Annotated in this window: 25 protein-coding genes and 1 pseudogene; 16 read left to right on the top strand and 10 right to left on the bottom strand. The window is 68.6% G+C overall.

Going from position 1 to position 25,365, the window contains the following annotated elements:
• Window positions 1–341 (bottom strand): annotated as a pseudogene (locus tag ABZV44_RS24140) (phosphoenolpyruvate carboxykinase); the annotation flags it as partial.
• A gap of 97 nt (window positions 342–438) precedes the next feature.
• Window positions 439–759 (bottom strand): metalloregulator ArsR/SmtB family transcription factor, encoded by a 321-nt coding sequence (locus tag ABZV44_RS24135; RefSeq protein WP_354840301.1) that lies wholly within the window; start codon window positions 757–759, stop codon window positions 439–441.
• 232 nt (window positions 760–991) lie between these two features.
• Here ABZV44_RS24135 and ABZV44_RS24130 point away from each other — a divergent pair, with 232 nt between their 5' ends.
• Window positions 992–1,807, top strand: a complete 816-nt coding sequence (locus ABZV44_RS24130) for an alpha/beta hydrolase (protein ID WP_354840298.1) — start codon at window positions 992–994, stop codon at window positions 1,805–1,807.
• Between the two features lie 48 nt (window positions 1,808–1,855).
• On the opposite strand, the gene ABZV44_RS24125 is transcribed toward ABZV44_RS24130, so the two are convergent.
• Both ABZV44_RS24125 and ABZV44_RS24120 read right to left on the bottom strand, forming a co-directional pair.
• Window positions 1,856–2,431, bottom strand: coding sequence for a TetR family transcriptional regulator C-terminal domain-containing protein (locus ABZV44_RS24125; RefSeq protein WP_354840295.1), 576 nt, complete (start codon window positions 2,429–2,431; stop codon window positions 1,856–1,858).
• 104 nt (window positions 2,432–2,535) lie between these two features.
• Window positions 2,536–3,666 carry an agmatine deiminase family protein gene (locus tag ABZV44_RS24120; RefSeq protein WP_354840292.1) on the bottom strand — a complete coding sequence of 377 codons (1,131 nt, stop codon included), beginning with the start codon at window positions 3,664–3,666 and terminating at the stop codon, window positions 2,536–2,538.
• A gap of 314 nt (window positions 3,667–3,980) precedes the next feature.
• Here ABZV44_RS24120 and ABZV44_RS24115 point away from each other — a divergent pair, with 314 nt between their 5' ends.
• The 9 genes from ABZV44_RS24115 (at window position 3,981) to ABZV44_RS24075 (ending at window position 12,267) form a co-directional block, all read left to right on the top strand.
• The gene (locus ABZV44_RS24115) at window positions 3,981–4,715 is read left to right on the top strand and encodes a maleylpyruvate isomerase family mycothiol-dependent enzyme (RefSeq protein WP_354840290.1); all 735 of its coding nucleotides are present in this window, start codon (window positions 3,981–3,983) and stop codon (window positions 4,713–4,715) included.
• Between the two features lie 61 nt (window positions 4,716–4,776).
• Window positions 4,777–5,508 (top strand): hypothetical protein, encoded by a 732-nt coding sequence (locus ABZV44_RS24110; protein ID WP_354840288.1) that lies wholly within the window; start codon window positions 4,777–4,779, stop codon window positions 5,506–5,508.
• Between the two features lie 60 nt (window positions 5,509–5,568).
• Window positions 5,569–6,078, top strand: a complete 510-nt coding sequence (locus ABZV44_RS24105; protein WP_354840285.1) for a helix-turn-helix domain-containing protein — start codon at window positions 5,569–5,571, stop codon at window positions 6,076–6,078.
• 100 nt (window positions 6,079–6,178) lie between these two features.
• Window positions 6,179–6,694: an SRPBCC family protein gene (locus ABZV44_RS24100; RefSeq protein WP_354840283.1), complete on the top strand. Its 516-nt coding sequence runs from the start codon at window positions 6,179–6,181 to the stop codon at window positions 6,692–6,694.
• Window positions 6,694–7,764: an LLM class flavin-dependent oxidoreductase gene (locus ABZV44_RS24095; RefSeq protein WP_354840280.1), complete on the top strand. Its 1,071-nt coding sequence runs from the start codon at window positions 6,694–6,696 to the stop codon at window positions 7,762–7,764. Before ABZV44_RS24100 ends, ABZV44_RS24095 begins: the two co-directional genes overlap by 1 nt.
• Before the next feature lie 95 nt (window positions 7,765–7,859).
• On the top strand, window positions 7,860–8,528 hold the full coding sequence (locus ABZV44_RS24090) for a GntR family transcriptional regulator (protein WP_354840277.1): 669 nt from the start codon (window positions 7,860–7,862) through the stop codon (window positions 8,526–8,528).
• 56 nt (window positions 8,529–8,584) lie between these two features.
• A complete protein-coding gene (locus ABZV44_RS24085) occupies window positions 8,585–9,973 on the top strand; it encodes an allophanate hydrolase (RefSeq protein ID WP_354840274.1) in 1,389 nt (462 codons plus the stop codon).
• Entirely contained in the window at window positions 9,970–10,668 is a 699-nt protein-coding gene (locus ABZV44_RS24080; RefSeq protein ID WP_354840271.1) for a cysteine hydrolase, read from the top strand. The genes ABZV44_RS24085 and ABZV44_RS24080 overlap by 4 nt, the downstream gene beginning before the upstream one ends.
• 12 nt (window positions 10,669–10,680) lie before the next feature.
• Complete coding sequence (locus tag ABZV44_RS24075) at window positions 10,681–12,267, top strand: regulator (RefSeq protein WP_354840269.1); 1,587 nt, start codon at window positions 10,681–10,683, stop codon at window positions 12,265–12,267.
• A gap of 75 nt (window positions 12,268–12,342) precedes the next feature.
• Here ABZV44_RS24075 and ABZV44_RS24070 read toward each other — a convergent pair whose 3' ends face one another.
• A complete protein-coding gene (locus ABZV44_RS24070) occupies window positions 12,343–12,519 on the bottom strand; it encodes a DUF6374 family protein (RefSeq protein WP_354840266.1) in 177 nt (58 codons plus the stop codon).
• 81 nt (window positions 12,520–12,600) lie between these two features.
• Complete coding sequence (locus ABZV44_RS24065; RefSeq protein WP_354840263.1) at window positions 12,601–13,107, bottom strand: nuclear transport factor 2 family protein; 507 nt, start codon at window positions 13,105–13,107, stop codon at window positions 12,601–12,603.
• A gap of 101 nt (window positions 13,108–13,208) precedes the next feature.
• Here ABZV44_RS24065 and ABZV44_RS24060 point away from each other — a divergent pair, with 101 nt between their 5' ends.
• From ABZV44_RS24060 to ABZV44_RS24050, 3 genes are all read left to right on the top strand, one after another.
• Entirely contained in the window at window positions 13,209–14,072 is an 864-nt protein-coding gene (locus tag ABZV44_RS24060; RefSeq protein ID WP_354840260.1) for a LysR family transcriptional regulator, read from the top strand.
• A gap of 21 nt (window positions 14,073–14,093) precedes the next feature.
• Entirely contained in the window at window positions 14,094–14,507 is a 414-nt protein-coding gene (locus tag ABZV44_RS24055) for an SRPBCC family protein (RefSeq protein ID WP_354840257.1), read from the top strand.
• Window positions 14,508–14,626: 119 nt separating this feature from the next.
• Window positions 14,627–15,514 (top strand): RNA polymerase sigma-70 factor, encoded by an 888-nt coding sequence (locus ABZV44_RS24050; RefSeq protein ID WP_354840254.1) that lies wholly within the window; start codon window positions 14,627–14,629, stop codon window positions 15,512–15,514.
• A gap of 6 nt (window positions 15,515–15,520) precedes the next feature.
• On the opposite strand, the gene ABZV44_RS24045 is transcribed toward ABZV44_RS24050, so the two are convergent.
• The gene (locus ABZV44_RS24045; RefSeq protein ID WP_354840252.1) at window positions 15,521–16,000 is read right to left on the bottom strand and encodes a DUF5946 family protein; all 480 of its coding nucleotides are present in this window, start codon (window positions 15,998–16,000) and stop codon (window positions 15,521–15,523) included.
• Window positions 16,001–16,026: 26 nt separating this feature from the next.
• On the bottom strand, window positions 16,027–16,824 hold the full coding sequence (locus tag ABZV44_RS24040; protein WP_354840307.1) for an SDR family oxidoreductase: 798 nt from the start codon (window positions 16,822–16,824) through the stop codon (window positions 16,027–16,029).
• Between the two features lie 731 nt (window positions 16,825–17,555).
• On the opposite strand from ABZV44_RS24040, the gene ABZV44_RS24035 reads away from it, so the two are divergent.
• Window positions 17,556–19,337, top strand: coding sequence for a glycosyltransferase family 2 protein (locus tag ABZV44_RS24035; protein ID WP_354840249.1), 1,782 nt, complete (start codon window positions 17,556–17,558; stop codon window positions 19,335–19,337).
• On the top strand, window positions 19,331–21,289 hold the full coding sequence (locus ABZV44_RS24030) for a galactose oxidase-like domain-containing protein (RefSeq protein WP_354840246.1): 1,959 nt from the start codon (window positions 19,331–19,333) through the stop codon (window positions 21,287–21,289). Before ABZV44_RS24035 ends, ABZV44_RS24030 begins: the two co-directional genes overlap by 7 nt.
• Before the next feature lie 5 nt (window positions 21,290–21,294).
• Here the strand turns inward: ABZV44_RS24030 and ABZV44_RS24025 are convergent, their stop codons facing one another.
• Together ABZV44_RS24025 and ABZV44_RS24020 are read right to left on the bottom strand one after the other, a co-directional pair.
• Window positions 21,295–22,314, bottom strand: coding sequence for a glycoside hydrolase family 6 protein (locus tag ABZV44_RS24025; protein ID WP_354840243.1), 1,020 nt, complete (start codon window positions 22,312–22,314; stop codon window positions 21,295–21,297).
• A gap of 280 nt (window positions 22,315–22,594) precedes the next feature.
• The gene (locus tag ABZV44_RS24020) at window positions 22,595–23,572 is read right to left on the bottom strand and encodes an ADP-ribosylglycohydrolase family protein (protein WP_354840241.1); all 978 of its coding nucleotides are present in this window, start codon (window positions 23,570–23,572) and stop codon (window positions 22,595–22,597) included.
• A gap of 115 nt (window positions 23,573–23,687) precedes the next feature.
• Here ABZV44_RS24020 and ABZV44_RS24015 point away from each other — a divergent pair, with 115 nt between their 5' ends.
• Window positions 23,688–25,352, top strand: a complete 1,665-nt coding sequence (locus tag ABZV44_RS24015; RefSeq protein ID WP_354840238.1) for a bifunctional 3'-5' exonuclease/DNA polymerase — start codon at window positions 23,688–23,690, stop codon at window positions 25,350–25,352.
• Window positions 25,353–25,365 lie beyond the last annotated feature (13 nt).

Genomic DNA, 25,365 nt, shown 5'->3' with positions numbered 1-25,365 from the left:
TAGTGCTCGGTCATGACGGTGCGCATGTCGACCGGATCCACCCAGTTGTTGGTCGGCCCGGCGTCGGCCTTGTTCTCCGAGCAGATGAAGGTCCGATCCTCCACCCGTGCCACGTCATCGGGATCGGAGACGCACCAGAACGAGTTGGGTTTGGCCGACAGCGGGACGAAGGTGCCGTTGGCCACCAGCTCGGCGGTGAGCCGATCCCATTCGCCGCGCGACCCGTCGCAGTAGACGATGCGCTCGGGCGCGGTCAACTCGGCGATCTCCGCGACCCAGGCCAGGATGCCGGGATGGTCGGTCGGCGTGGTGGCGACGGCGGCGAGGGGACGTTCAAGCACGGCGAGCCTCTCTGACGGAAACAGCTAGGTTTTTAGTTTAGAAAACACGCAAGCAGACAGGCGGGCGGGGCCGCCGGACGGGTGCCAGGACACCCCGCTAAGCGGGCTGTTCGAGCGCCTCGGCCTGGCCGGAGACCACGCCGGTGAGGATCGCGCGGGCCACCGTGAGCAGTTCGGCGACCTGCGGCGAGGTCAGCGCGTAGGTGACCGAGAGCCCCTCCCGGCGGGCGGTGACCAGACCGGCCCGCCGCAGAATGGACAGCTGCTGGGACAGATTCGCGGCCTCCACGCCGATTTCGGTGAGCATCTCCGAGACCGCGTACTCCCGCTGACTGAGCAGTTCGAGCACTCGAATGCGCACGGGATGACCCAGCGTTTTGAAGAAGTCCGCCTTCATCTGATAGAGCGGCCGTTGCATTCCTGGCACCTGCGAGCCACTCCTTCCAACTGGCGGCGGATCATCCCTGTGCACGACCCACCCGGCAATTGCAGAGTTTAGCAACCAGGCCAATCAAGGCCCATGCCGGCGTGGCATGGGCGTGCGGCGGCCGCGCGGGTCAGCCAGGGATGAACCGCTTTGCCGAGTGATGAGATTTCGCGTGCATGGTACGTTCGGTCGTTCGCCGGACCGCCTACCAGAAAGACCAACCGTGCCCCTCGCCACCCTGAACGGCATCCGCCTCAACTACGACGTCACCGGCAGCGGGCCGCTGGTCGTGCTGGTCATGGGCACCGGCAGCCCGGGCCGGGTGTGGCGCACGTATCAGGTTCCGGCACTGGTGAAGTCGGGCTTCCGGGTCGCCACCTTCGACAATCGCGGCATCGCGCCCTCGGAGGAGAGCGCGCACGGCATGCGCATCGAGGATCTGGTCGCCGACACCGCCGCCCTCATCGAATACCTCGGCGGCCCAGCACATGTGGTGGGCACGTCCCTGGGTGCGCGCGTGACGCAGGAGCTCGCGCTGGCGCGGCCGGAGCTGGTGCGCAAGGCGGTCATGCTGGCCACCACCGGACGGCCGCATCCGCTGGCGAGCACGTTGAGCCGCGGCGAGCAGGCCCTGCAGGAGCAGGGCGTGAAACTGCCGCCGGAATACGCGGCGGCCATCAAGGCGATGCTGAACCTCTCCCCGCACACGCTCGAGGCCGACGACCAGGCCCAGCAGTGGCTCGACATCTTCGAGTACTCCGCCAGCGCAACGGAACCCGCACCCGGGGTGCTGGCCCAGATGCGCATGGACCGCTCCGGCAATCGGCTCGCCGACTACGCCCGGATCACCATCCCCAGCCTGGTCGTCGGATTCGCCGACGATCGCATGCTGCCACCGGTTTTCGGCCGGGAGGTGGCCGCGGCGATTCCGGGCGCGCGCTTCATCGAGATCGAGAAGTGCGGCCACTACGGGTACCTGGAACGCCCCGAGGAGGTCAACCGCACCATCGTCGACTTCCTCACCGACGGGCACGCCTGAGCCCCAGCAGATTCCGGCCTCACCCCGGAGAGAAGGAACCGGACAGCGCTAGGGCGCACCGAGTTCGGCGGCAATCGCGCCGGCCAGCAGGGTGCGGGCCCGGTCGAGGGTGAGCGAGCCGCTGTGCCAGCGCTCGCTCAGACCCTCGACCAGGGCGGTGAGGCGTTCCGCGACGGCCGCGGCGTCGAGATCCAGTGGGATGGAACCGGTTTCCTGACCGTGCAGGATGAGCGTCTCCACATCGGAGTTCCAGGATTCGGTGCTGACCCGGAGCGGTTCGCGCAGTGTGGGATCGAAGGCCGCGCTGGCGCGCAGTTCACCCCAGGCGACGCTGTTCTCGCGGACCTCGTCCGTGTCCTGCAGTTCCAGCAGCAGCATGCGCTCGACCTGCGCGCGCGGGTCCACGAGGTCGGCGAAGGCCTGGTCGGTGTAGGACTCGGCCCGGTGATTGATGTGCTCGAGAGCCGCGCGCAGGATGCCGGCGCGGTCCTTGAAGTGGTAGTAGATCAGCGCGGTGGACACGCCCGCGGCGGCGGCCAGTTTCTCGACCCGCAGTCCGCGGACTCCGTCCTGCGCGATGACTCGAACGGCGGCTTCCAGGATCTGGGTCTGACGGTCCGACACGATTCCTCACTCTAGAACGATTGCGCGGCCGGTCCGGAACGGGCGGCGTCCCCGAACCGGCCGCGCCCCGGCGAATCACAGGCTTCACCGGGAGCTCGGATGCCTCAGTCGACGGGTTCCTGCTGGGTGGTGCAGTGGATGCCCCCGCCACCGGCCGCGATGGCGTCGATATTGATCTGCACCACGGTCCGATCCGGGAACAGCCGCCGCAGCGTGGACTGCGCCGCCGAATCGGCCTCGGGGTCACCGAATTCGGGGGCGATGACACCGCCGTTGCAGACGTAGAAGTTGATGTACCCCGCGGCGAAGTCGTCGCCCGCGCCCCGGTAGCGCAATTCCGAAGGCGCTTCGAGGGTTTCGATCTCGAGCGGGCGGCCCTGGGCGTCGGTGGCATTGTGCAGGATGTCGAGGTGACGGCGGGTCACGTCGTAGTCGAAGGACTCCTCGTTGTTGTCGAGTCCCGCGACCACGACGCCGGGGCGGGCGAAGCGGGCGTAGAAATCGGTGTGGCCGTCGGTGATGTCGTGCCCGGCGATGCCCGGCAACCAGATCACCTTCTTGATACCGAGCAGATGCTCGAGCTCGGCCTCGACATCGGGCTTCTTCCAGCCCCGATTCCGATTGTTGTTCAGCACACAGGATTCGGTGATGAGCGCGGTGCCCTCGCCGTCGACCTCGAGGCCGCCGCCCTCGAGCACCAGATCGGTGTGCACGGTCTCCACCCCGGCGCGGCCGTCGACGACGGTGGCGACCTTGGCGTCGCGGCGGTGCTGCTGTTTGCCGCCCCAGCCGTTGAAGTTGAAGTCGACGCCGGCCTTGGTGCCGTTGCCCTTCACGAACACCGGCCCGGTGTCGCGCATCCAGAGGTCGTCGAGGTCGGCGACGATGAGCTCGACATTCGCGCCGCCCAGCAGGTTTCGCGCCATGTCGAGTTCGTCCTGGCGCACCAGCATGGACACCGGTTCGAAGCGGGCGATGGTGGCGGCGATGGTGGCCAGGTTCTGGCGGACCTGCGGCAGCAGCTGCCTACCCCAGATGGCTTCGCTCGCGCCGAAGGCCATCCAGGTGCGCTTGTGGGGCGCGCCCTCGTCGGGCATCACCCAGGAGCGGCCGTCGTTCGGCGTGGAGGACGAGGTGTCGCCGCTGAACCACGACGAGATCGGCCCATCGCAGCCCGCGAGCAGCAGCCCGCCCATGGTCAAAATCCCGGATCGCATGAACCGGCGTCGTTGCATCTCGCAATCTCCTTGTGTGAGGGGCACGGCGCGGCGTTTCCCTCTCCGGCGCGCTGAATCCGCTGAACCCGCTGGTAGGACGGCCGTCCGCACACGACGACCCCGAGCCGGGCACCAAGGACTGTATTCCTGACTGAATTTTCAGTCAAGGAACGCGACGCAGGTCACCCGGCACAGGTGGGCCCGGAGCACGGGCACAAGATCGGCGGGGCCGTTTGACGAGAGCCGTATATCTTTGCGCGCCAGCATCATCCGCCACCGAACGCGCCCTAGTGTGGCCCTGACGACGATCGACGACAGGAAGGAAGCAGGTAGTGGCCGGCAAGGGCGCGGACTGGCTGGAACCGATCGAGGAGTCCACGCAGCGGTTCCTCGCGACGGTCGACACGCTCACCGACGACCGGATCGGCGGCGACTCGCTGATCCCGCCGTGGACGCGCGGCCATGTCATCGCGCACGTCTGCCGGGCCGGGGACAGCCTGGTCCGCCTGCTGACCTGGGCACGCACCGGCGTGGAGACCCCGCAGTACGCGAGCATGGCGGCGCGGGCCGCCGAGATCGAGGCGGGCGCGGCGCGCTCGGTGGCCGAACAGCTGGCCGATGTGGCAGCCGGCGCGGAGCGGTTCGCCGACGCGGTGCGGCTGCTGCCGGCCGAGGCGTGGGAGCGGACCGTCCGGCCCCGTACCGGGGAACTGCGGACACCGGAGACGCTGGTGCCGATGCGGCTGCGGGAATTGGAGATTCACCACGCCGACCTGAATGCCGGATACGCGTTCTCCGACATTCCCGAATCCGCGGCGCGCTGGATTCTCGACGATATCGCCGACGTGCTCTCCGGCCGGGCGTCCGACGGCCCGGCCCTGCGGCTGCGAGCCACCGACAGCGACTTCCGCCGGGAACTGAGGGGCTCCGGACACGCGGCGCCGATCGGCATCAGGGGGACGCAGGCCGACCTGCTCGGCTGGCTCAGCGGCCGGATTCCCGCCGCCGCAACCGGACTCACCGCCGCGGGCGCCGACACCGTGCCGCCGGCCCCGACCTGGATCTGACCATCCCGAATTCGGTCATCCCACTCCCACGCGGCCCCGACGCCGGTCAGACTCGAAAACTATGACCGCCGTTCGCAGTACCGCCACCGTGGCCGCCGTCCTCGTGATCACCGGTGCCGGGGCTGTCGCGACAGGTCCGGCCGCGGCGCCCGCGCGGGCGTACGGACCGGCGTCGTGCGTTCCGGGGAATCCCACCCAGCCCACCTCCGAGCTGTTCGCCACCACCAACACCGCCACCATCACCGACCCGGGCGATCCCCGGCTGAGCGACCGGTTGTCGCAGTTCGAGCTGGAGGTGGACGCGACCGCGCTCACCGAACTCGCGCTGCCCGTCGGCTCGGAACTGCTGGACGGGGTGTTCTGGTCCTCGGACACCGGGGCGGTCACCTACGAGCGGTCCCGCCAATTCCAGCTGGCCTGTACCGATTTCAAGAATCTGTGCTGGGTCGCCGACGACCTGCGGGTGCGCTACAACCAGGAATCGGTGCTGACCTTCGAGTACCTGCCCGGCGACGATGTCCGCGCCGATGGCTTCACCGTCACCGTCCCGGGCATCGACCGCGCCCGCTTCCACGATGCCCTGGTCGCGGATCCGCGGGTGCGTGACCGGCTCGGCGGCGGATCGGTCACCGAATCGGGCGATCTGGTGCTGGTGGCCGACCGCGCCGATCAGGATCTGGTGCGGAATTTCGTGACCGGACTCGGCGGCGCATGGAACGAGGACGAACTGCGTTACGGCGATCGCGAATTCGTGCACGGCACCGGTACGGCCGCTCTGGCGTGCCAGCTGTGACCGCCCGAGGGCATCGCTGTCATCTGCATGGTCCTATGGTGAGACCAGTATCCTCGGGGGATGAAGCGTACGTCGTTCGCGCGGTGGCCCTGCTCGGTCGCCCGGACCATGGATCTGCTCGGAGACTGGTGGACGCCGCTGGTGCTGCGTGAAGCCTTCTACGGGGTGCGGCGATTCGACGAGTTCCAGCAGGAATTGGGAATCGCCCGCAATACGCTCAGCGATCGGCTCAAGCGACTGGTCGAGGAGGGGCTGCTCGAAAAGCGGCCGTACCACACCGAACCCACCTGGTACGAGTACGTGCTGACCGAGAAGGGCCGCGACTTCTGGGATGTGCTGCTGGTGATGTCGCGGTGGGGCGACCGCTGGCTGGCCGACGCGGACGGGCCGCCGGTGATCCTGAACCACACCGCGTGTGGTCACGACACCCAGCTCAAGGTGGTGTGCGAGCACTGCGATCAACCGGTGCCGATCGAGGAGTCGCGGCTGCGCATGGGGCCCGGCTATCCCGAGCGGCTGCGCGAGCGGCCCGATATCCGGGCGCGGTTCGCGCGGCAGGAGACCAAGTAGCTGTCCCGTATCCGGGTGACATCCCGAAATCATGCGTTGACCTGCATCGTCTATTTATGCAACTATCGAGCCGGTAGCAGCTTTCACAGCGAGGTGACGCATGGAGTGGACCGGCGCGAAGTATGCCGATGGACCGACGGCGCAGGCCGAGATCTGGATCGACGCGACGCCCGAGGCGGTGTGGGCGCTCGTCTCGGATATCGGGCTGATGCCGGAGATGAGCGCGGAACTGCAATCGGCGCACTGGGTGCGGCCGGACACCCCGCCCGGCGTGGGCAGCACCTTCGTGGGCACCAGCCGGCACGAGGCGCTGGGCGAATGGTCGACGACTTCCCATGTCGTGGAATGGGATCCGCCGCATGTCTTCGCCTGGGCGGTCAGTGATCCCGAGAACCCCTCGGCCACCTGGCGTTTCACCGCCGAGTCCGCGGACGGCGGCACGACTCTGCGGCAGTGGGTCCGCATGGGCCCCGGCCGGTCCGGGCTGAGCATCGCCATCGAGGCCATGCCCGAGAAGGAGGAGAAGATCGTGTTCGTGCGCATGCGGGAATTCGAGGCCGCCATGCAGGCCGTGGTCGCCGACATCAAGCGCCGTGCCGAGGAGGGGACCCGCTGATGCGCACCGCCACCACCGTCGAACTCTCCCGCGACTCCCAGCAGGTCATCGATTTCGTCCGCGAGGCCGAGACCATGGGCCTGGACGTCTGCTGGGTCGCCGAGGCCTGGGGCTCCGACGCCCCCTCGGTGCTCGGTTTCCTCGCCGCCCGCACCGATCGAATCCTGCTGGGCTCCGGCATCATCCAGGTCGGCACCCGGTCACCGGTGGCCATCGCCCAGGCCGCGCTCACCCTGGCCGAACTCTCCCAGGGCCGCTTCCTGCTCGGCCTGGGCTCCTCCGGCCCGCAGGTCATGGAAGGGCTGCACGGCGTCCCGTTCGCCCGCGCCCTCACCCGCGTGCGCGAGACCATCGAGGTCATCAAGCAGGCCACGGCCGGCGAAAAGGTCTCCTATCAGGGTGACACGATCCGAATCCCCTTGGACGGCAACAGCAAACCGATGCGGCTGTCGATCCCCGCCAACACCGGCATCCCGATCTACATCGCCAGCATGTCGCCCAGGATGCTCGAGCTCACCGGCCGGGTGGCCGACGGCTGGCTGGGCACCAGTTTCGTCCCCGAGGGCTCCCACGCCTACTTCGACCACCTCGACGCCGGCCTCGCCGCCGCCGGCCGCATCCGCGCCGACATCGATGTCTGCCAGGGCGCGGAGGTCGCATTCTTCGACGACGAGGAAGCCGTCACCCGCCACGTCGCCGGCCGAAAACTGGAGCTGGCCTTCAGCATCGGCGGCATGGGCAGCGAGAAGACCAACTTCTACAACGCCGCGTACGCCCGCCAGGGCTGGTCCGACGTCACCGGCGAGATCCGGCAACGCTGGCAGGCCGGCGACCGCGCGGGAGCAACCGCGCTGGTCACCGACGACATGATCCTCGCCACCACCCTGATCGGCACCCCGGACATGGTGCGGCGCCGGCTCCGGACGTGGAGCGACGTCGGCGTCGACACCGTCCGCCTCTATCCCGCGGGCGACACCCTCGACACCAAGCTGTCCAACCTCGCCCAGGCCCTGGACCTCGTCGCCGACCTCGACCACACCCCGATCAGCTCGCCGTCGCCCGCCGACTGATCTCGGCCGCAGGGACCGGTTTCGGCCAGGGCACAGTCCTTTCCGCGATCCGCAGCGAGCGGGCTGTCGCGGACCGGACAGCATAATCTCGATTCATGGTGCCGGGGACGAATGGGGCGGGATTGCCGCCGAGTCTGGTGGAGGTGGCGACCCGGCAGGTGCGGGCCGAGGTGCTCAGCGGGGTGTTCGAACCCGGGGAGCGAATCGGCGAGGAGGCGCTGTGCGCGCGGCTGGGGACCAGTCGCGCGCCGGTGCGGGAGGCATTGCGGCTACTGGCCCAGGAGGGGCTGATCGAGCATGTGCCGCGCCGGGGGTTCCGGGTCGCGGTGTGGTCGGCGACCGACATCCTGCAGCTGTTCGAGTTGCGGCGGGTGCTGGAGCGGCACGCCATCGAGAACGCTTTCCCGCTTGCGGCAGAAGGTGATCCACTACGCGAGGTACGGGCCGCGCTCGAGGAGATGCGCGCGGCCGACGCCGCCGGGGACCTGTTCGAGCGCGACAATGCCCATCGCCGCTTCCATGCCGCCATCGTGGCGCTGGCGGGCAACCGGCAACTGAATCTGGCGTATGAGCCGATCCTGTTGAAACTTCAGCTCCCGATGGCTCGCAACTTGCGCACCGAGGCGCGGATCGCACAGCGCCGCAATGGCATTCGACGCCACGCCGAACTGCTGTCCGCCCTGGAGTCGGGCGACGCCGCCGTCGCCTGCGACGCCCTGGTCCGGCACGGCGAGCTGGCCTATCTGGACCTGGATATCCGCTAACACAGCGGATACATTGCGGGACCGCCGATTTCACACATTCTGTCGACAATCGACAGATGAGCACCACCGGTCCCACGGTCGTGGAGATTCTGGCTTCACACGAAAGCGGCAGCGGCTCGCCGACGCACACCGCCGCGCGGGTCGCCGACGCCATCGCCGCCCGCGGCGCGGACGGCACCTGGATCACCCCGGTGCCGCGTGAGCAGCTGCTGGCCGCCGCCGCCGAGATCGAACGCCGCCCGGGGGCGCGCACCCTGCCGCTGTACGGCGTGCCGTTCGGGGTGAAGGACTCCATCGACGTGGCGGGGTGGCCCACCACCCTCGCCTGTCCCGATTTCGCCTATACGGCCACCGAGACCGCGCCCGCCGTCCAGCGCCTGCTGGACGCGGGCGCGCTGTTCGTCGGCAAGACCAACCTGGACCAGTTCGCGACCGGGCTCAACGGCACCCGTACGCCCTACCCCATTCCGCGCAGCGTCTATGGCGGCGAATTGATCTGCGGCGGATCCAGTTCCGGGTCGGCACGCGCGGTGGCGCTGGGCGAGGTGCCGTTCTGTGTGGCCACCGACACGGCCGGGTCGGGCCGGGTGCCGGCCGCGCTCAACGGGATCCTCGGCTGGAAGCCCTCGCGCGGGCTGATCAGCACGGTGGGCCTGGTGCCGGCCTGCCGATCGCTGGACTGCCTGTCCCTGATGGCGACCACGGTGGAGGATCTGGACCGGGTCTTCGAGGTGATCGCGGGCGTGGATTCGGACGATCCGTGGAGCCGGGAGCGCGGGCCGCGTTTCGGCGGCGGGCGGGTGCGGATCGGCCTGCCCGACGCGGCCGAACTGGAATTCTTCGGCGACGAGGTCTTCCGGTCCGCCCATCTGGGTGTGCGAGATCGGCTGGGACGGCACGGATTCGACTGTGTACCCACCACGCTGGAGCCCTTCCTGGCCGCGGGTGAGCTGCTGTACCAGGGTCCGTGGGTGGCCGAGCGGCTGGTGGAGTTCGAGACCTTCCTGGCCGCGCAACCCGGCTCGATCCTGCCGGTGATCCGCGAGATCCTCACCGGCGGTTTCCGATTCACCGCGGTCGACGTGTTCCGCGCGCAGCAGCGCCTGCAGGAGTTGCGGGCCGCGGTCGCGCGGATGTGGGCAGAATTCGACGTGGTCGTGGTGCCCACCATCGGCACCACCTTCACCGTGGCGCAGGTGCAGGCCGATCCCATCGCCACCAACACCGTGCTGGGCCACTACACGCATTTCGGGAATCTGCTGGATCTCACCGCGATTTCGATACCGGTGGGCAGCACCGTGGACGGCCGCCCGCTGGCGGTCATGGTCTTCGGACCGGCCCTCGCCGACGACACCGTGCTCGCCGCGGCCGCCCGCATCCTCGACGAGCCGCGCCCGGCCGTGGCGCATTCGGAATTCCGGCTCGCACAGAAAGAACGACAATGACGGCAGTCCACCGCATTCCGGCGCAACCCACGGATTTCCCCTTCGACCCCGACGCCCTGGCGTTGCTCGTCATCGACATGCAGCGCGATTTCCTGCTACCCGGCGGTTTCGGCGAGAGCCTCGGCAATGACGTGGCGCTACTGCGCACCGTCATCGAGCCGCTGGCGGCGCTGCTGGCCGCCGCCCGCGCCGCCGGGCTCCCCGTCATCCACACCCGCGAAGGCCATCTGCCCGACCTGTCGGACTGCCCACCGGCGAAGCTGGCGCGCGGCAACCCCGCCCAGCGCATCGGGGACCCGGGCCGGTTCGGGCGCATCCTGATCCGCGGCGAATACGGCCACGACATCATCGACGAACTCGCACCCCGCGACGACGAGGTGGTGATCGACAAGCCCGGCAAGGGCGCGTTCTACGCCACCGAGCTGGCGGATGTGCTGGCCCGCACGGGGATTCGCTCACTGCTGGTCACCGGCGTCACCACCGAGGTCTGTGTGCACACCACGGTGCGCGAGGCCAATGACCGCGGCTATGAATGCCTGGTCGTCTCCGATTGCGTCGGTTCGTATTTCCCGGAGTTCCAGCGCGCCGGCCTGGCCATGATCGCCGCGCAGGGCGGCATCTTCGGCTGGGTCGCCGATTCCGCGGCCGTCCTCGGCGCGCTCACCTCCGCCGTCTCCCCCGCCCCGGCCCAGTGAACAGGAACTCCCATGTCCGTCGATACCGAGCTGCCCGGTGAAACCGGTTCGGCCGCACCGCTGTCGCTGCCGTGGTGGACCCGCGGCGATACCAATGCCTTCTTCGGCCTGTCCTTCAATATCCTCGTCAATGTCCTGACCCTCACCACCCTGTCGGTCGCGGTGGTGAAGATCCCGAGCGCCGATGTGCTGGGGACCGTGCTGCCTGCCCTGGGCGTCGCGCTGGTGCTGGGCAACCTCTACTACTTGATGCTGGCGCGGCGGCTGGCCCGCCGGGAGGGCCGCGCAACGGTCACGGCGCTGCCCTACGGGCCCAGCGTGCCGCACATGTTCATCGTCGTGTTCGTGGTCATGCTGCCGATCTATCTGAAAACCGGCGACCCGATGAAGGCGTGGTCGGCAGGCCTGGCCTGGGCGTTCATGATCGGCGTGATCGTCATGATCGGTGCGTTCGTCGGGCCCTTCATCCGCCGCATCACGCCGCGCGCGGCCATGCTGGGCACCCTGGCCGGCATTTCCATCACCTTCATCGCCATGCGGCCCGCCGCGCAGATGTGGGAGGCCGCCTGGATCGGATTGCCGGTGCTGGCCATCATTCTCATCGGCTTCTTCACCGATGTGCGGCTGCCGGGCAATGTTCCGGTCGGGCTGGTGGCGCTGCTGACGGGCACGGCCATCGGCTGGATCGGCGGCTACATGTCGGTGCCGGATGTGTCGAAGGCCGCCCACGATATCGCGCTGGGACTACCGGATCTGCGGCTGCACCTGCTCTTCGACGGGCTCGCGCATCTGGCGCCGCTGCTGGCCACCGCGATTCCGCTGGGCGTCTACAACTTCACCGAGGCCATGAGCAATGTGGAGAGCGCCGCCGCGGCGGGCGACAACTACAACCTGCGCACCGTGCTGCTGGCCGACGGGTTCGGCGCGATCATCGGATCCGGATTCGGGTCTCCCTTCCCACCCGCCGTCTACATCGGCCACCCCGGCTGGAAGGACGCCGGCGGGCGCACCGGGTACTCGCTGGCCAGCGGCGCGATCATCGGATTGATGTGTCTGCTGGGGCTTTTCGGAGTTCTCGCCACGCTACTGCCCATTCCGGCGATCGTGCCGATCCTGTTGTACATCGGCCTGCTGATCGGGGCGCAGGCGTTCCAGGCGGTGCCGCGCCCACACGCGGTGGCGGTGGTGGCCGCGCTGCTGCCGAACCTGGCGGAGTGGGGCGTCGGCCAGATCGACAATGCGCTCAGCGCGGCGGGCACCACCGCGGACAAGGTCGGCATGGGTGCGCTGGGGCAGGCCGGGGTGGTCTACGACGGGCTGAAGACGCTCGGCGAGGGCGCGGTGCTGGCCGGACTGGTACTCGGCGCCATGGTCACCTTCGTCCTCGGCAAACGCTTCCGGGCAGCGGCTCTCGCCTGTGCGGCCGGTGCGGTGCTCAGCTTCGTCGGGCTGATCCACGCACCCGAGGTCGGCTGGGCCGCCGCCCCGAAGGTCGCCCTCGGCTATCTGTTCTTCGGCCTGGTGTGCCTGGCCTGCTCCATGCTGCGCACCACCCGCACGACCCCGGATACAGCTGCGGCCGAAGCGATCTCGGACTAGGTCTGCTACGTCCACCTCGAAACGCTGCCCCTCTACGACGTCTTCGCCGGCGGCGTCCTCGAGCGCATCCCCGCGCTACCTGGGCCGATCCATCTCCTCCAGAAAGATCCGCAACCCCTCCCCGATCTTCCCCGCAGCATTCTCCAACTGCTCCGGCGACAACACCTTCCCGAACGACGCCGCCTTCAGCAATTGCCGCTGCACCTCTTTGAGGTTCATCGTCGCCCAGTCGCGTCGTGAGAGTTCCGGCATGGCCCGGAACGATACCTCGAGTAGAACGTTTGTTCGAGTATGCCGGTTCGATCGCGTGTAACTCCCTTGGAGCGACAACTGTCACCCTTCGAAGATGGCTGTGGGATCCCCGGTGTACCAGGCGTTGTCGATGCGCATGCGGCGGATGAGCCAGCGGTCGCCCTCGCGCTGGAGTTCGAGGTCGTAGGGGTTCTTCAGCAGGGCGTGGACGCCGGGGTCGGCGACCAGCAGGTGCTGGGCTTCGACCAGGGCGGTCATCCGGGCGGTGTCGCCGTCGATGGCGATGCGGGGGTTGGTGACCTGGTGGGTGGTGTCCACCCGCCCGGTGAACATGGCCAGGATGGTGGTGACGATGGTGTCGCGGCCGGCCATCACCGGCGGTGCGCCGCCCCAGCGCGAGGCGGCCGGGCGGAAGTCGAGTTCGGCGTCGGCGGTGAAGGCCGAGGCGAACAGGTCACGGTCCTTGGTGTCCTGCCCCAGCCCGAAACGGTAGAGGGCGTCGGCGATTTCGGCGCGGTCGCGCAATTCCGCGGCAACCGCGGCGATATCGGTCGAAGGTGCGGACAGCGCCTGGTGCGTGGTGCTCATTTGTTGCTCCCGGGTCGGTCGATCTGTTGGTTTCACTCTGCTGCCAGCGCAATTGGCGAACAATGCCGCTTTCGACAAGGATCGTTAGGCAGGACTTAACGATGGGATGGCCGGTGATCGAGCGGTACGAGGTGGAGACACTGCTGGCGCTCGCGGAGGAACTGCATTTCGGCCGGACGGCCGAGCGGCTGCGCGTCTCGACCGCCCGGGTGAGCCAGACCGTGAGCAAACTGGAGCGCCGCGTCGGCGTGCCACTGTTCGACCGGACCAGCCGACGGGTCGAACTCACGCCGGTGGGCAGGCAATTGGTGCGGGAGCTGCGCCCGGCGTGGGAGGACGTCGCCACCGCGGTGCGGCACGCCATCGACGCCGGGCGCGGCGTGACCGGCGTGCTCCGGGTCGGCTTCGTCGGCCCGGCCGCCGCCCAGTTGCTGGTCGGCGCCACCGCCGAGTTCCAGCGCCGAATTCCCGACTGCGCGGTGCGGATCCGAGAAGCGCAGCCCGCCGAGATCCCGGACCGGCTGCGCGCCGGGGACATCGATCTGGCGCTGTGCGCGTTTCCGGACGAGCCCGCACCGGATCTCGATCGGGGAGCGGTGCTGGTCAGCGAGGCCTGCGTCCTCGCCGTCGCCGTGTCCCACCCGTGGGCCGGCCGGACCTCGATACCGGTCAGCGAACTCGACCGGGTCACGGTCATCCGGCTCGCGGGGGCGGTAATCCCCACGGCCACAGCACAATCCGGCCCGGTCGCGACCACGATGCAGGAAGCGTTGACGCTGGCCGGAACCGGACAGGGCGTGCTGGTTCTCGGCGCCCACGCCCGGCGCTATCACGCGCGCCCCGACGTCACCTACGTACCGCTGCGTGAGGCGCCGACGGTGACATGGGGCCTGATGTGGCCCGCGGGCCGCGACACCGCCCGCGTCCGCGCGTTCGCCGCCGCGGCGGAATCGTTGATGCAGTAGACGAAAGGAACCCACCCGGCTATGGCCTCCATCCGCCACGAGATCGCGATCAACGCCTCGCCGCACCATGTCTGGGAGGTGATCCGCGATATCGGAGCCGTCCACGAACGCCTGCTCCCCGGACGGGTGGCCGGCACCCGGATCGAAGGCGTCCACCGGTTCCTCACCTTCCCCGACGGTCACGTCATCCGGGAACTCATCATCAGCGTCGACGACGACACCCGTCGGCTGGCCTACTCCGTGACCGAGGGCGCCCGCCCCCGGCTGGACTACCACCACGCCTGCTTCGAAGTCCGCGCCGACGCCGACCACGCGCGCCTGATCTGGACCACCGATCTCCTCCCCGATTCCGCCGCCGCCGAGGTACGGATTCGCACGCGGTACGGCATCGCCGAGATGAGGCAGGCCATCGAAGCCGCCGCCGAATCCGAGTGACACGTTCCGGGGCCGCCCACCGGGCAATCCAAGATCAATTAGGGTCGCGGTGTCACAGATCGGCCGCGCCCGGTGTCTTGTGGACCGACACGGGTCGAGAGTGAGGACAGGAGCCACCCATGACCGGGACCACGGCCGCGACCGAGGCGTTCGTCGCGCATCGGAATCTGCTGTTCACCGTTGCCTACGAGATGCTCGGCTCAGCGGCCGACGCCGAGGACGTGCTGCAGGAGACCTGGCTGCGCTGGACCGGCGTCGATCTGGACACCGTGCAGGATCAGCGCGCCTATCTGGTGCGGATCACGACGCGGCAGGCGCTGGTGCGGCTGCGGACGCTGGGCCGCCGCAAGGAGTCCTATGTCGGTCAGTGGCTGCCGGAGCCGCTGCTGACCGCGCCCGATGTGGCCGAGGATGTCGAGCTGGCCGAGAGCGTTTCGATGGCCATGCTGCTGGTGCTCGAGACGCTCACGCCGACCGAGCGGGCGGTGTTCGTGCTGCGCGAGGTATTCGACCTGCCCTACGACGAGATCGCCGAGGCCGTCGACAAGACCTCGGCCGCGGTACGCCAGATCGCCCATCGCGCCCGCTCGCATGTCGCGTCGCGGCGCCCGCGCGAGGCGGTGTCCGCGGCCGAGACCCGCGATGTGCTCGAAGCGTTCCAGCGCGCGCTCAATACGGGCGACCTGCAGGGGCTGCTCGATCTGCTGGCCCCCGACGTGGTCGCGCTGGGTGACGGCGGCGGGATCAAACAGGCGCTGCCGCGGCCGATTACGGGCGCGGATCACGTGGCACGGCTGTTCAGCGTGGGCTGGAAGACGGTCGCCGCGGGCATGAAGATCGAGCCGGCCATGGTCAACGGTCATCCGGCGCTGGTCTTCCGGGTCGACGACGAGGTGGATACCGTCCTGGCGATCCGCATCGACAACGGTCTCATCACCGGGTTCTACTCGGTGCGCAACCCGGAGAAGCTCTCGCGCATGACGCAGGAGACCAGCCTGAGCCGGTGAATCCGGCTACGCGGCAGGGCCGTTCAGGTACGCGTCCACGGTGGCGCGGGCCAGTTCGGCCATGCGGGCGCCGTAGGAATCGTGCCCGTCGCCGACGAATCCGCCGTCCACGTCGCGCAGGTCGTGCACCGACCGCGTGAAGCGGTCCGGGATCCACCCGGGCAGTGGCCGGTAGGCCGCGAGGGCCTCGGTGTCATAGGCGAAATCCGTGCCCTGCAAGGCATTTCGCCTGCGTTGCGTCTGCCCGAACCGGTTCAGCGCGGCCAGGCCCTGATCCAGGTACAGCTGCAAGCTCCGGAACTGACTGTCGAGATACTGCTCGCGCGCGACCGATTCGTTCGGATGCTGCAGTAGATACGCCAGCACCAGCGGGGTGTGCCAGGCGTACATCGCCCGATCGCTCTGCTCCTGCGCGAGCGCCTCGTACCAGGTGGGTGCGCACGGCGTGGCCGCGCCGCACCGGCAGGTCTCCGAATACTGTTGCACGCCTTGTGATACCATGCGCCGCAGGGTCAGCCGCGCCCGAGGTAGGGCATGCCCGTCGCCATCACGGTCAGGAACGGCACGTTCACCTCGAGCGGCAGCTCGACGGTCTGGACCACCAGCCGGGCCACGTGCACGGCGTCGATCGTCGGCTCCGGACGGATGCTCCCGTCCGCCTGCAGCGACCCCGCCGCGATCCCGGCCGTGAGTTCGGTTGCGGCATTGCCGATATCGATCTGTCCCGCGGCGATATTGTGCGCGCGTCCCTCCAGCGCCAGCGCTTTGGTGAGCCCGGTGATGCCGTGCTTGCTGGCCGCGTAGGCGACGGTATTCGGCCGCGGCGTATGCGCGGAGATCGACCCGTTGTTGATGATCCGCCCGCCCTGCGGCGTCTGTGTCCGCATGAGCCGGAACGCGGCCTGCGCGCACAGGAACGATCCGGTCAGGTTGATGTCGACGACCTGTTTCCAGTCCGTCACCGGCACCTCGTCGATCGGCAGTGCGGGCCCGAAGATCCCGGCATTGTTGATCAGCACATCCAGCCGCCCCCACCGCTGCACGATGTGCGCGAACACCGCGTCCACCGCCGCCGCATCGGTGACATCGGCGGGCACGGCCGTCACGCTGCCCGGCCCGGGTGCCGAGGCGACGACCTCGTCCAGGGTGGCCGTCGTGCGCCCGACCGCCACGACCTGATGTCCGGCCGCGGCCAGCGCATGGGTCATGGTGCGGCCCAACCCGGTCCCGGCGCCGGTGACAAGAACGATCTTCGATGTGGTCACGAACGCCGAGCGTATTCGACCGGCGCCGCCACTCGGCGACACCATCGCGTCACGCAACCCGTATATGTTCCGGAGACCGGAACAGTCGCCGCCCGGACTTCGTCATGCCCATCGCGGTCAGTCGGCGGGTCTGCCCGTCGCGAGGACATTGACCCACGGCGTAGCAACCCTCCACCCCATCCGATGTCACCTGGTCGTCTTCGTCATCCCCGACAAGTAGCACCAGCAGGATTCAGGATCAGGGAGCTCTCGCCGCGGGGAGATGGACAAATTCCACGCTGAGAGTTCCCTGATCTTGGTGTGCGTGAGGGAGATGGGCAGCCCGAAGGGCTCCCATCCGACGGGAACAGCGGTCACCTCATACCGTCGTGGCGCGATATCGCCTTCCCCGGAACTCATTTCGGCCGCTCCGTGCCCACAGTTCCATTCCGACCGGTTTGCACTCGTCCGGACCGAGGATGGCGCCGGTGATGGTAGTGAAACAGAACACCGGGCGACACCGAATATCCCAGCGCACGGGTCAGGCAATGGGGCCGATCGTGCAGACCAAGCGTTCGATAGCCCTGGAAACCTTTGTGGCCCAGACGGATCGATCAGCGTACGAGTACGCGCTCTGCTAATCTCTGGCGTGAGCGTTCGGCGTTGAACGAGAGTTCTGCGGAGCCCGCTTCACCTGGGGGAATACGTTGCTGTCCGTGGCTTTTTCGGGTGCGTACGGCCCACGCCGGCACCCCACCGAGCACATTACCGAAAACTCTTACACTGCACAGGATTTGGTGGACGCGCTGGTCGCAAAGGCCACCGTCACCGGGGAGATCCTCGACGGTGTCGGCGAAACCGTGTCGTTCCGATATCTGGAGGGCAGCCGGCGTCGGCTGCTGACCGTGGCGCTATCGCTCGTGTCGACCGGACTGGGCGGTGGGTACGTACTATGGCTGGTCGACAACGGTCTCGGCGCGACCGACAAGTACGAGCAGTTCGGGACGATCGCCATCATCATGGTGACCCTGGTGGTCACCGTCGAGGTGATTCGGTTCGCCCTCGTGATGGCCATGTCGCTGACCACCGCGCTGGCTCGCAAACCGGTGCCGATCCGCGCCCGCCCGGGCCTGAACGTCGCCCTGCTCATCACCTTCGTCCCCCGTAGCGAGGACATCGCCGTCCTGGAGCGAACCCTGGTGGCGGCCAAGGAGATCCGGCATCGGCACCCCGGCGTCTTCGACATCTACGTGCTGGACGAGGGCGATCCGGACCAGCCGGGCCGGGTGCGCGAGCTGGTGGCCGAGGTGGATCGCCGCCACGGCAATCGGGTGCGCTATGTGACCCGCGGCGGCAAGCCCGGATACCACCAGAAGAAGGGCCCGTTCGAGACCCGCACCAAATTCGGCAATATCAATGCCGGTCTCGACATGATCCGCGCGGACGCCGATCTCCCGCGCTACGACGTGGTCATGGGCATCGACCCCGATCACAAACCCATGCCCGAATTCGGGGAAAGGATGCTGGGTTATTTCAATGACCCGGATGTGGCGTATGTGGCGGGCCCGCAGGCGTATGCCAATGCCACCGACAATGTCGTGGCGAAACTGGCCGAGAGCCAGCAATTCGTTTTCCACAGCCTCATTCAAACCGCCGCCAATGCGCACGGCGCACCCATGCTGGTGGGCACCAGCTACGCCCTCCGGATGAGCGTCCTCACCGATATCGGCGGCATCCAGCCGTCCATCACCGAGGATATGGCGACGAGTTTCGCCATTCTGCCGCAACGCAATCCGGCCACCGGCCACAGCTGGAAGGGCGTGTACACCCCGGACCTGCTGGCGCACGGCGAGGGCCCGGCGTCCTGGGGCGACTTCTACAAACAGCAGAACCGCTGGGCGCGCGGCGCCATCGAGCACATGCTGTTCGGTCCGTTCGTCCTCCAGATGCTGGGCATGTGGCGTACCCCGGCACGCGTGGTGCACTACCTGTTGCTCATGGCCTTCTACCCGGTCATGGGAACGGTGTGGCTACTGGGCGCGGCCAATGTGGCGATCTTCAGCTGGTTCGGGGTGAGCGGCGCGGTGGTGTCGCCGGGCAGCTGGTTCCTGTTCTACGGCTGGGCGTCGGTGAGCCAGATGACGCTGTACACCTGGGTCCGGCGGCACAATGTGAGTCCGTACGAGACGACCAATTCCTGGGGCGTCTACGGCATGTTCATGAGCGTCATCACCGCGCCCGTGTACGCCAATTCGCTGATCAAGTGCCTGCTTCGGCGTCCGGTCGGCTTCGACGTCACCCCGAAGGGTTCGAAGTCGCGCGGTGACAGCTGGTTCACCTTCCGGCTCAATCTGATGTGGCTCGTCTTCTACGTCACCGTGGCGGTCCTCACCACGGTGCGCGGCTATGCGGCCCCCGCCACCATGATGTGGCCGCTGTTCGGCGCGCTGATCTCGGCCGCACCCATGCTGGTCTGGCAGCTGAACCCGCTCTGGCTGGCCTGGTCCGCGCGCCGGAAACCCGCTGACACCACCGAATTCGAGGTCGTCGAGATCGCGGAGGAGGAGCGGGCGTGCTGAAGAAGACCCCGACCCGGTTCGTCCGCTGGGTGGTCACCGCCGTGGTGGTCGGCGCCCTCGCCATCGCCACCACCGCCACGGTGGCGGCGCTCTACCACCGTTTCCAGCACAATCGGCTGATCAATTCCGATACCTACAAGGCGCAGTTCGGCAAGTGGGAGGTCGTCACGCTGCCGAAGGATGTCGACGCCAATATCATTCACTCGATCGTGCTGCCGACCGGCAAGGTGCTGCTCATCGCCGGCAGCGGCAACGACCACCACAATTCCGACAAGGGCGTCTACAACTCGCTGATCTTCGACCCGGAGACCCACACCGCCACGCGCATCGCCACCCCCACCGACTTGTTCTGCTCCGATCACGCCTACCTGGCCGACGGCACGGTGCTGATCGCGGGTGGCACGGGCAGCTACGAGGTGCTGCCCGAGAACCTCACGCACGCGGGCGGATACATGACGATCCGCAACGAGGATCCCGACCACCCGGGATTCGTCCCCAAGGGAACGACGTTCACGGGCAAGGACAGCGGCAAGGTCTACCGCTCCGATCGCGATATCACCGTCCCGCCCGCCGCCAAGGATCCGGTCACCTACAAGGTCTCCGCGACCGACCGCAATGTCTACGTCGCCGCCGACGCGCCGGGCGCCGACGGCGTCTGGGATCACAACGACCACTACATCATCGGCGGCCTGACCTACGCCCAGCAGCAGAATCTGTACGGGTTCGCTCCCGAGATGGCCCTGAAGAAGAAGGAATACCAGGGCATCGACGCGGCGTATGTCTTCAACCCGTGGACCGAGACCTATACCGCTGTCGGGAGTATGGGTTACGCCCGCTGGTATCCGACCCTGACCCGGCTGCCCGACGGCAAGGTGATGGTCATGTCCGGGCTGGACGGCTCGGGCCGAATCCTGGACGGGCAGACCGAGATCTACGATCCCGCGACCGGCGCCTGGACCGAGCGCGACGACCTGCGCCGCATCTTCCCCACCTATCCGTCGGTCTTCCAAACCGCCACTACCGGTCGCCTGTTCTTCAGCGGCCCCAGTACCGGCTGGGGTCCCGCCGAGGAGCACCGCGATCCGGGAATCTGGAACCTGACCGACAATTCGTTCCAGCTCGTGCCCGGTCTGCGTGACCCGAACATGCTCGAGACCGGCTCCTCGACCTGGCTGGGACCGGTGCAGCAGCAACGGCTGCTCGTGGTCGGCGGTGGCGGTGTGGGCGATTCGGCGCTGTCCACCGGCCGCGTCGACATCGTCGACCTGAACGACGCGCAGCCCAGGTTCACGCCGCTGACCGTGCTGCCCCAGGGCACTCGCTATCCGAATCTGGTGCCGCTGCCCAGCGGGGATGTGTTCATCACCAATGGCGCCAACGACTATCGCGGCCGCGGAGCCAGCGACATCCTGGCCGCCTTTCTGCTCGATCAGCAGGGCGTCCTGCATCCGATGGCCGATCCGACCGTGGGCCGCGACTACCACTCCACGGCGGTGCTGCTGCCGTCGGGCCAGATCATGACCGACGGCTCGAATCCGCTGTTCGCCGACAAGGCGAACACCCTGCCCGGCAAGTTCGAGCGCCGCATCGAAATCTATACGCCCCCATACCTGTACCGGCCCGACGGCGGGGCGGTCGCGCGACCGGTGATCACCGGCGGGCCCGACCAGATCCGGCGCGGCGCGACCTTCGAGTACACCGTCGGCAGCAGCCAGGCCGAGGTCCCGGCCGCGGCCGACATCACGGTCGTGCGGCTACTCGCCCCGGCGGCGATCACCCATGTCACCGACACCAATGAGCGAGTGATCGATCTGCCGATGGCCCGCACGGATTCCGGTGTCTCCGTGAGCATTCCGGACAATCCGGCCATTGCTCCGTCCGGTTATTACATGCTCTTCGCACTGAACTCCGCCGGCGTGCCCAGCATCGCGAAATGGGTGCATTTGGGCTGAAGATCCTAGGAGAGCTGATCGAGCAGCAGCTGCCGGTCGAATTCGCCCGCCGGGGCCCCGCTGGTTCCGCAACGGCCGTCGGATTGCCCCGGCGTCTTGATGAACGCGTGCTCGATCATCAGGTCCCGGTCGAAGCGGGTACTCGGCAGTGTTCCGACCCGCTGCCCCTGCGGATTACACCACTCGACCAGGTCGGCGGTGTTCGGCGCGCCGTTGACCGAGCTGTCGATCATGACGAACAGCTGATGCCCGTAGGCCTGCTCGATGCGCGTCGCGTAGGACCGGATCTCGGCCTCCGGCCGCCGGTTGGCCACGTTGAGCGAAATTCCCGCGACGGGCTTTCCCGGACTGATGATGCGCAGCAGATCCGCCACCCGCCCGGGATCCACCCAGGTGCTGTTGCCGACATCGAGGTACACCGCGGTGGCCGGATTGTGCTGGAGCAGTTCGGTATACGCGAATCCGAGCAGTGACAAACGGGCCGCGCGATCGGCGTCGTTCATCTCCGTGGCGTGGGCCAGCGCGTCCGGTTCGAGAATCACGATCGCCGGATTCGTTCCGATCGCCTCGCTGACACCGGTGATCCACTGCCTGTACGAATCCGCCCCGGCCTGTCCCCCACCGGATTCGCCGCGCAGGTCGCGCCCCGGAATGTTGTACGCCACGAACATCGGTATGGAATCGCTCGTCTGCCCCCGCGCGATGTCCTGCCGAATCGTCCCCGCCGTCACATCCAGATCGTGCGGCAGCCATTCCGCGACCGGCGTCCGGATCAGCCGCTCGAGATTCGCCCGCACTCGTGGATCGCTCACCGCCGGCAGCGTGGCCTGCAGATCGGCATAGTACTTGTCGCTGGACTCCAGCAGATACTCCCCACTGGCGGGAGCGTTCCGCTCGGGCACCACCACCACGGGCTCGGCAGTGTCCCGACCGCACCCCGTGACGAAGAGCTGCACCAGTACCGCGCACAGCATCCCCGCTCGGAGCCGGCGCGACCGATATCGCCCCGTCCGCTGTCGCCGCATGCAGACAGTATGCCGGTAGGCCGGAACGACCGGGCACTCGACCGATTCCCCTGCGGCGCAGCCCAGTTACCGATCCACCCCACCCTGCGTCCCGACCACCCGGACCACAGGCCGGTCACCCTGACCAGACTGCTGGACGCCGCCCTACCCCTGTTCGTTCGCCGGGCAGGGCTCGGGGCCACGTCCATCCCGGCGACCTGCGCCGGCGGCGGAACGGCCAAAGGCGCGTCCTACTCCAATTTCGCCGACAACGACGAGCAGTGCCTCAGACCGAACCGCTTCACCGGCCGCCGGGGAACCAGCGCCGGAAGCGGCCCGCAGCCCGCCTGCCATGCTGCTGGGCGCGGCCGCGGTCCAGCCAGCCGGGCAACGGTTCTCGCGCGGACAGCCACGCGCCGGGCAATCCGCCGGGCCGGGTTCCGGTGTGGGCCGCGACGATTCCGCCGACGATGGCGCTCGTGGTGTCGGTGTCGCCGCCGACGGACAGGCAGGTGGCGATCGCGGCCCGGTAGTCGTCCAGGTAGGTCGCCGCGGCCCACATCGTGAACGGCACGGTGTCCTGCGCCGTCACGCCGGTGCCATTGCCGATCTCCGCGGCGACCTGCCCGGCCGGAGCCCCGAGCAGCGCGTCGGCACGGCGGATCAGGCGGGTGGTCTCACCGTCGTCGAGCCGGTCCAGGACGGTGGCGAGGAATTCCGTTGGCGCGGGGCGGGTTCCGGCGAGCCGGGCCTGTGCCGCCGTGGCGGCCGCCACCGCCACCGCGACCGCGCCGATGATGCCTTCGCGGTGCGCGTGCGTCACCTGCGCCGACCGGACCGCTTCGGCGGCGGCCCGGTCCGGGTCGCTCGCGTAGAAGGCGCCCAGCGGCGCGACCCGCATGGCCGCTCCGTTCCCGCACGAGCCCTGCCCGCCGAAGGCCGCCGCGGTCACCTGCCGCCAGGGCACGCCCCGGCGGATGCGCCCCAGCGTGTCCACGGTCATGAACCCGTAGTCGCGGCGCTGGTCGATGCGTTCGGCGAAGGCGGCCACCAGCCGATCCTGGTCGATCGCACCGTATTCGAGCAGTTCCCCCGCCACCGTGCAGGCCATCTCGGTGTCATCGGTCCATTCCCAGCGGCCCGCCGGGAGATCACCGGTCTGCAGGTCGGCCAGGGGCCGGCGCAGGACGAGGAACTCGGCGCCGACCGCGTCCCCCACGGACAACCCATCCAACGAATCCAGCATCAAGTCGACATGCACCGCGTCGATGCTAGCCACGGTCGCACGACACAGCATGCCGGTACCGACTGCTTGGCAATGCCCACTGCCGGACTCACTTGTCTGTGCCCACTGCCGGACTCACTTGTCCCTGCCCGCTGCCAGACTCATCGGTATGCGATGGGCGGTGGCGGAGACGGGTGACGGCGGGGCACGGATGTGCCCGCTGGATCGGGCCGGTCGGCCCGCGGGTCCGGTGGTCGAGGAGTCCTCGCTGGCCGAGGCGGTGCGCGCGCGTCCGGAGGCCGAGCGGTGGGTATGGCGCTCGACCGCCGGAACCTATCGGCGGCTGCTCGAGGCGGGCGTGCGGGTGGATCGCTGCTACGACGTGGAGGCGGCGGAGTCGCTGTTGATCGGGCACGAGGAGGGCCAGTCCGGGCAGGCCCGTTCGCTGGCGGCGGCCTGGGCCCGGCTGCATCGGCTCCCCGTGCCGGAGGACGCGCCCGCGCGGGCCGCCGACACCCAGCCGACCCTGTTCGAATCCGGCCCGGTGCCACTGCCATCCGGGACCGACGAGTTCACCGCACTGCTGGAGGTGTACGCGGGACAGATCGCCCGCACGGCCGCGGCGGAATACCCGCACCGCATGCACTTGCTGCTCACCGCGGAGTCGGCGGGCCTGCTGGTGGCCACGGAGATGTCGCGGGCCGGGATCCCCTGGCGTGCCGACCTGCACCGCGAACTGCTCGATTCCATGCTCGGAGAACGCATTTCCGGTACCGCGGAACCACGGCGCATGGCGGAGCTGGCCGAGGAGGTGTCGCGGGCCTTCGGCGGGGTGCGGGTCCGCCCGGACCTGCCACAGGACATCATCCGAGCGTTCGGACGGGCGGGAATCTCGTTGTCCTCCACCAGAAAATGGGAGCTCCGGGAGATCGACCACCCGGCGGTCGCGCCGCTGCTGGCCTACAAGTCGCTCTACCGCCTGTACACCGCGCACGGCTGGTCCTGGATCGACCAGTGGGTACACGACGGCCGCTTCCGTCCCGAGTACCTGCCGGGCGGCACGGTGACCGGCCGCTGGACCACCAATGGCGGTGGCGCACTCCAGATTCCGAAGGTGGTGCGCCGCGCGATCCGCGCTGATCCGGGTTGGCGGCTGGTGGTCGCCGACGCCGATCAGATGGAGCCGCGCGTGCTCGCCGCCATCTCCCGCGATCCCGGCTTGATGGAGGTGGCGGGCCGGGGTGAGGATCTCTACGCCGACCTCGCGGCCCGCGCGTTCGGCGGCGACCGCGCCCAGGCCAAGGTCGCCATGCTGGGCGCGATCTACGGCCAGACCTCGGGCGACGCACTGACCCACATGGCCGAGCTGCGCCGCCGCTATCCGGACGCGGTGGCCTATGTCGACGACGCGGCGGCCGCCGGGGAGGAGGGCCGCCTGGTGCGCACCTGGTTCGGCCGTACCTGCCCGCCCGCGACGTCATTCGACCAGGCGGACACCGAGGAGGGGGCCGCCATCGGGTACGGCTCCACGCCGAGGGCCCGGGCTCGCGGTCGCTTCACCAGGAACTTCGTCGTGCAGGGCAGTGCCGCCGACTGGACCCTGCTGGTGCTGGCCGGCCTGCGCCATGCGATGCACACCGCGGGACTGCGCGCCGAGCTGGTCTTCTTCCAGCACGACGAGGTCATCGTGCACTGCCCGGAGGAAGAGGCGGCCGCGGTCGCCGAGGCGATCACCGCCGCCGCGGACACCGCCGGAGAGCTGGCTTTCGGCCCTACCCCGGTCCGCTTCCCCTTCACGACCGCGATCGTGGAGTGCTACGCGGACGCGAAGTAGGAAATCCCCGGCA

Source organism: Nocardia sp. NPDC004860 (assembly GCF_040609015.1).
Lineage (GTDB): Bacteria > Actinomycetota > Actinomycetes > Mycobacteriales > Mycobacteriaceae > Nocardia.
The sequence above is the reverse complement of the archived record's forward strand: the minus strand, read 5'-3'. Positions and strand labels throughout refer to the sequence as shown.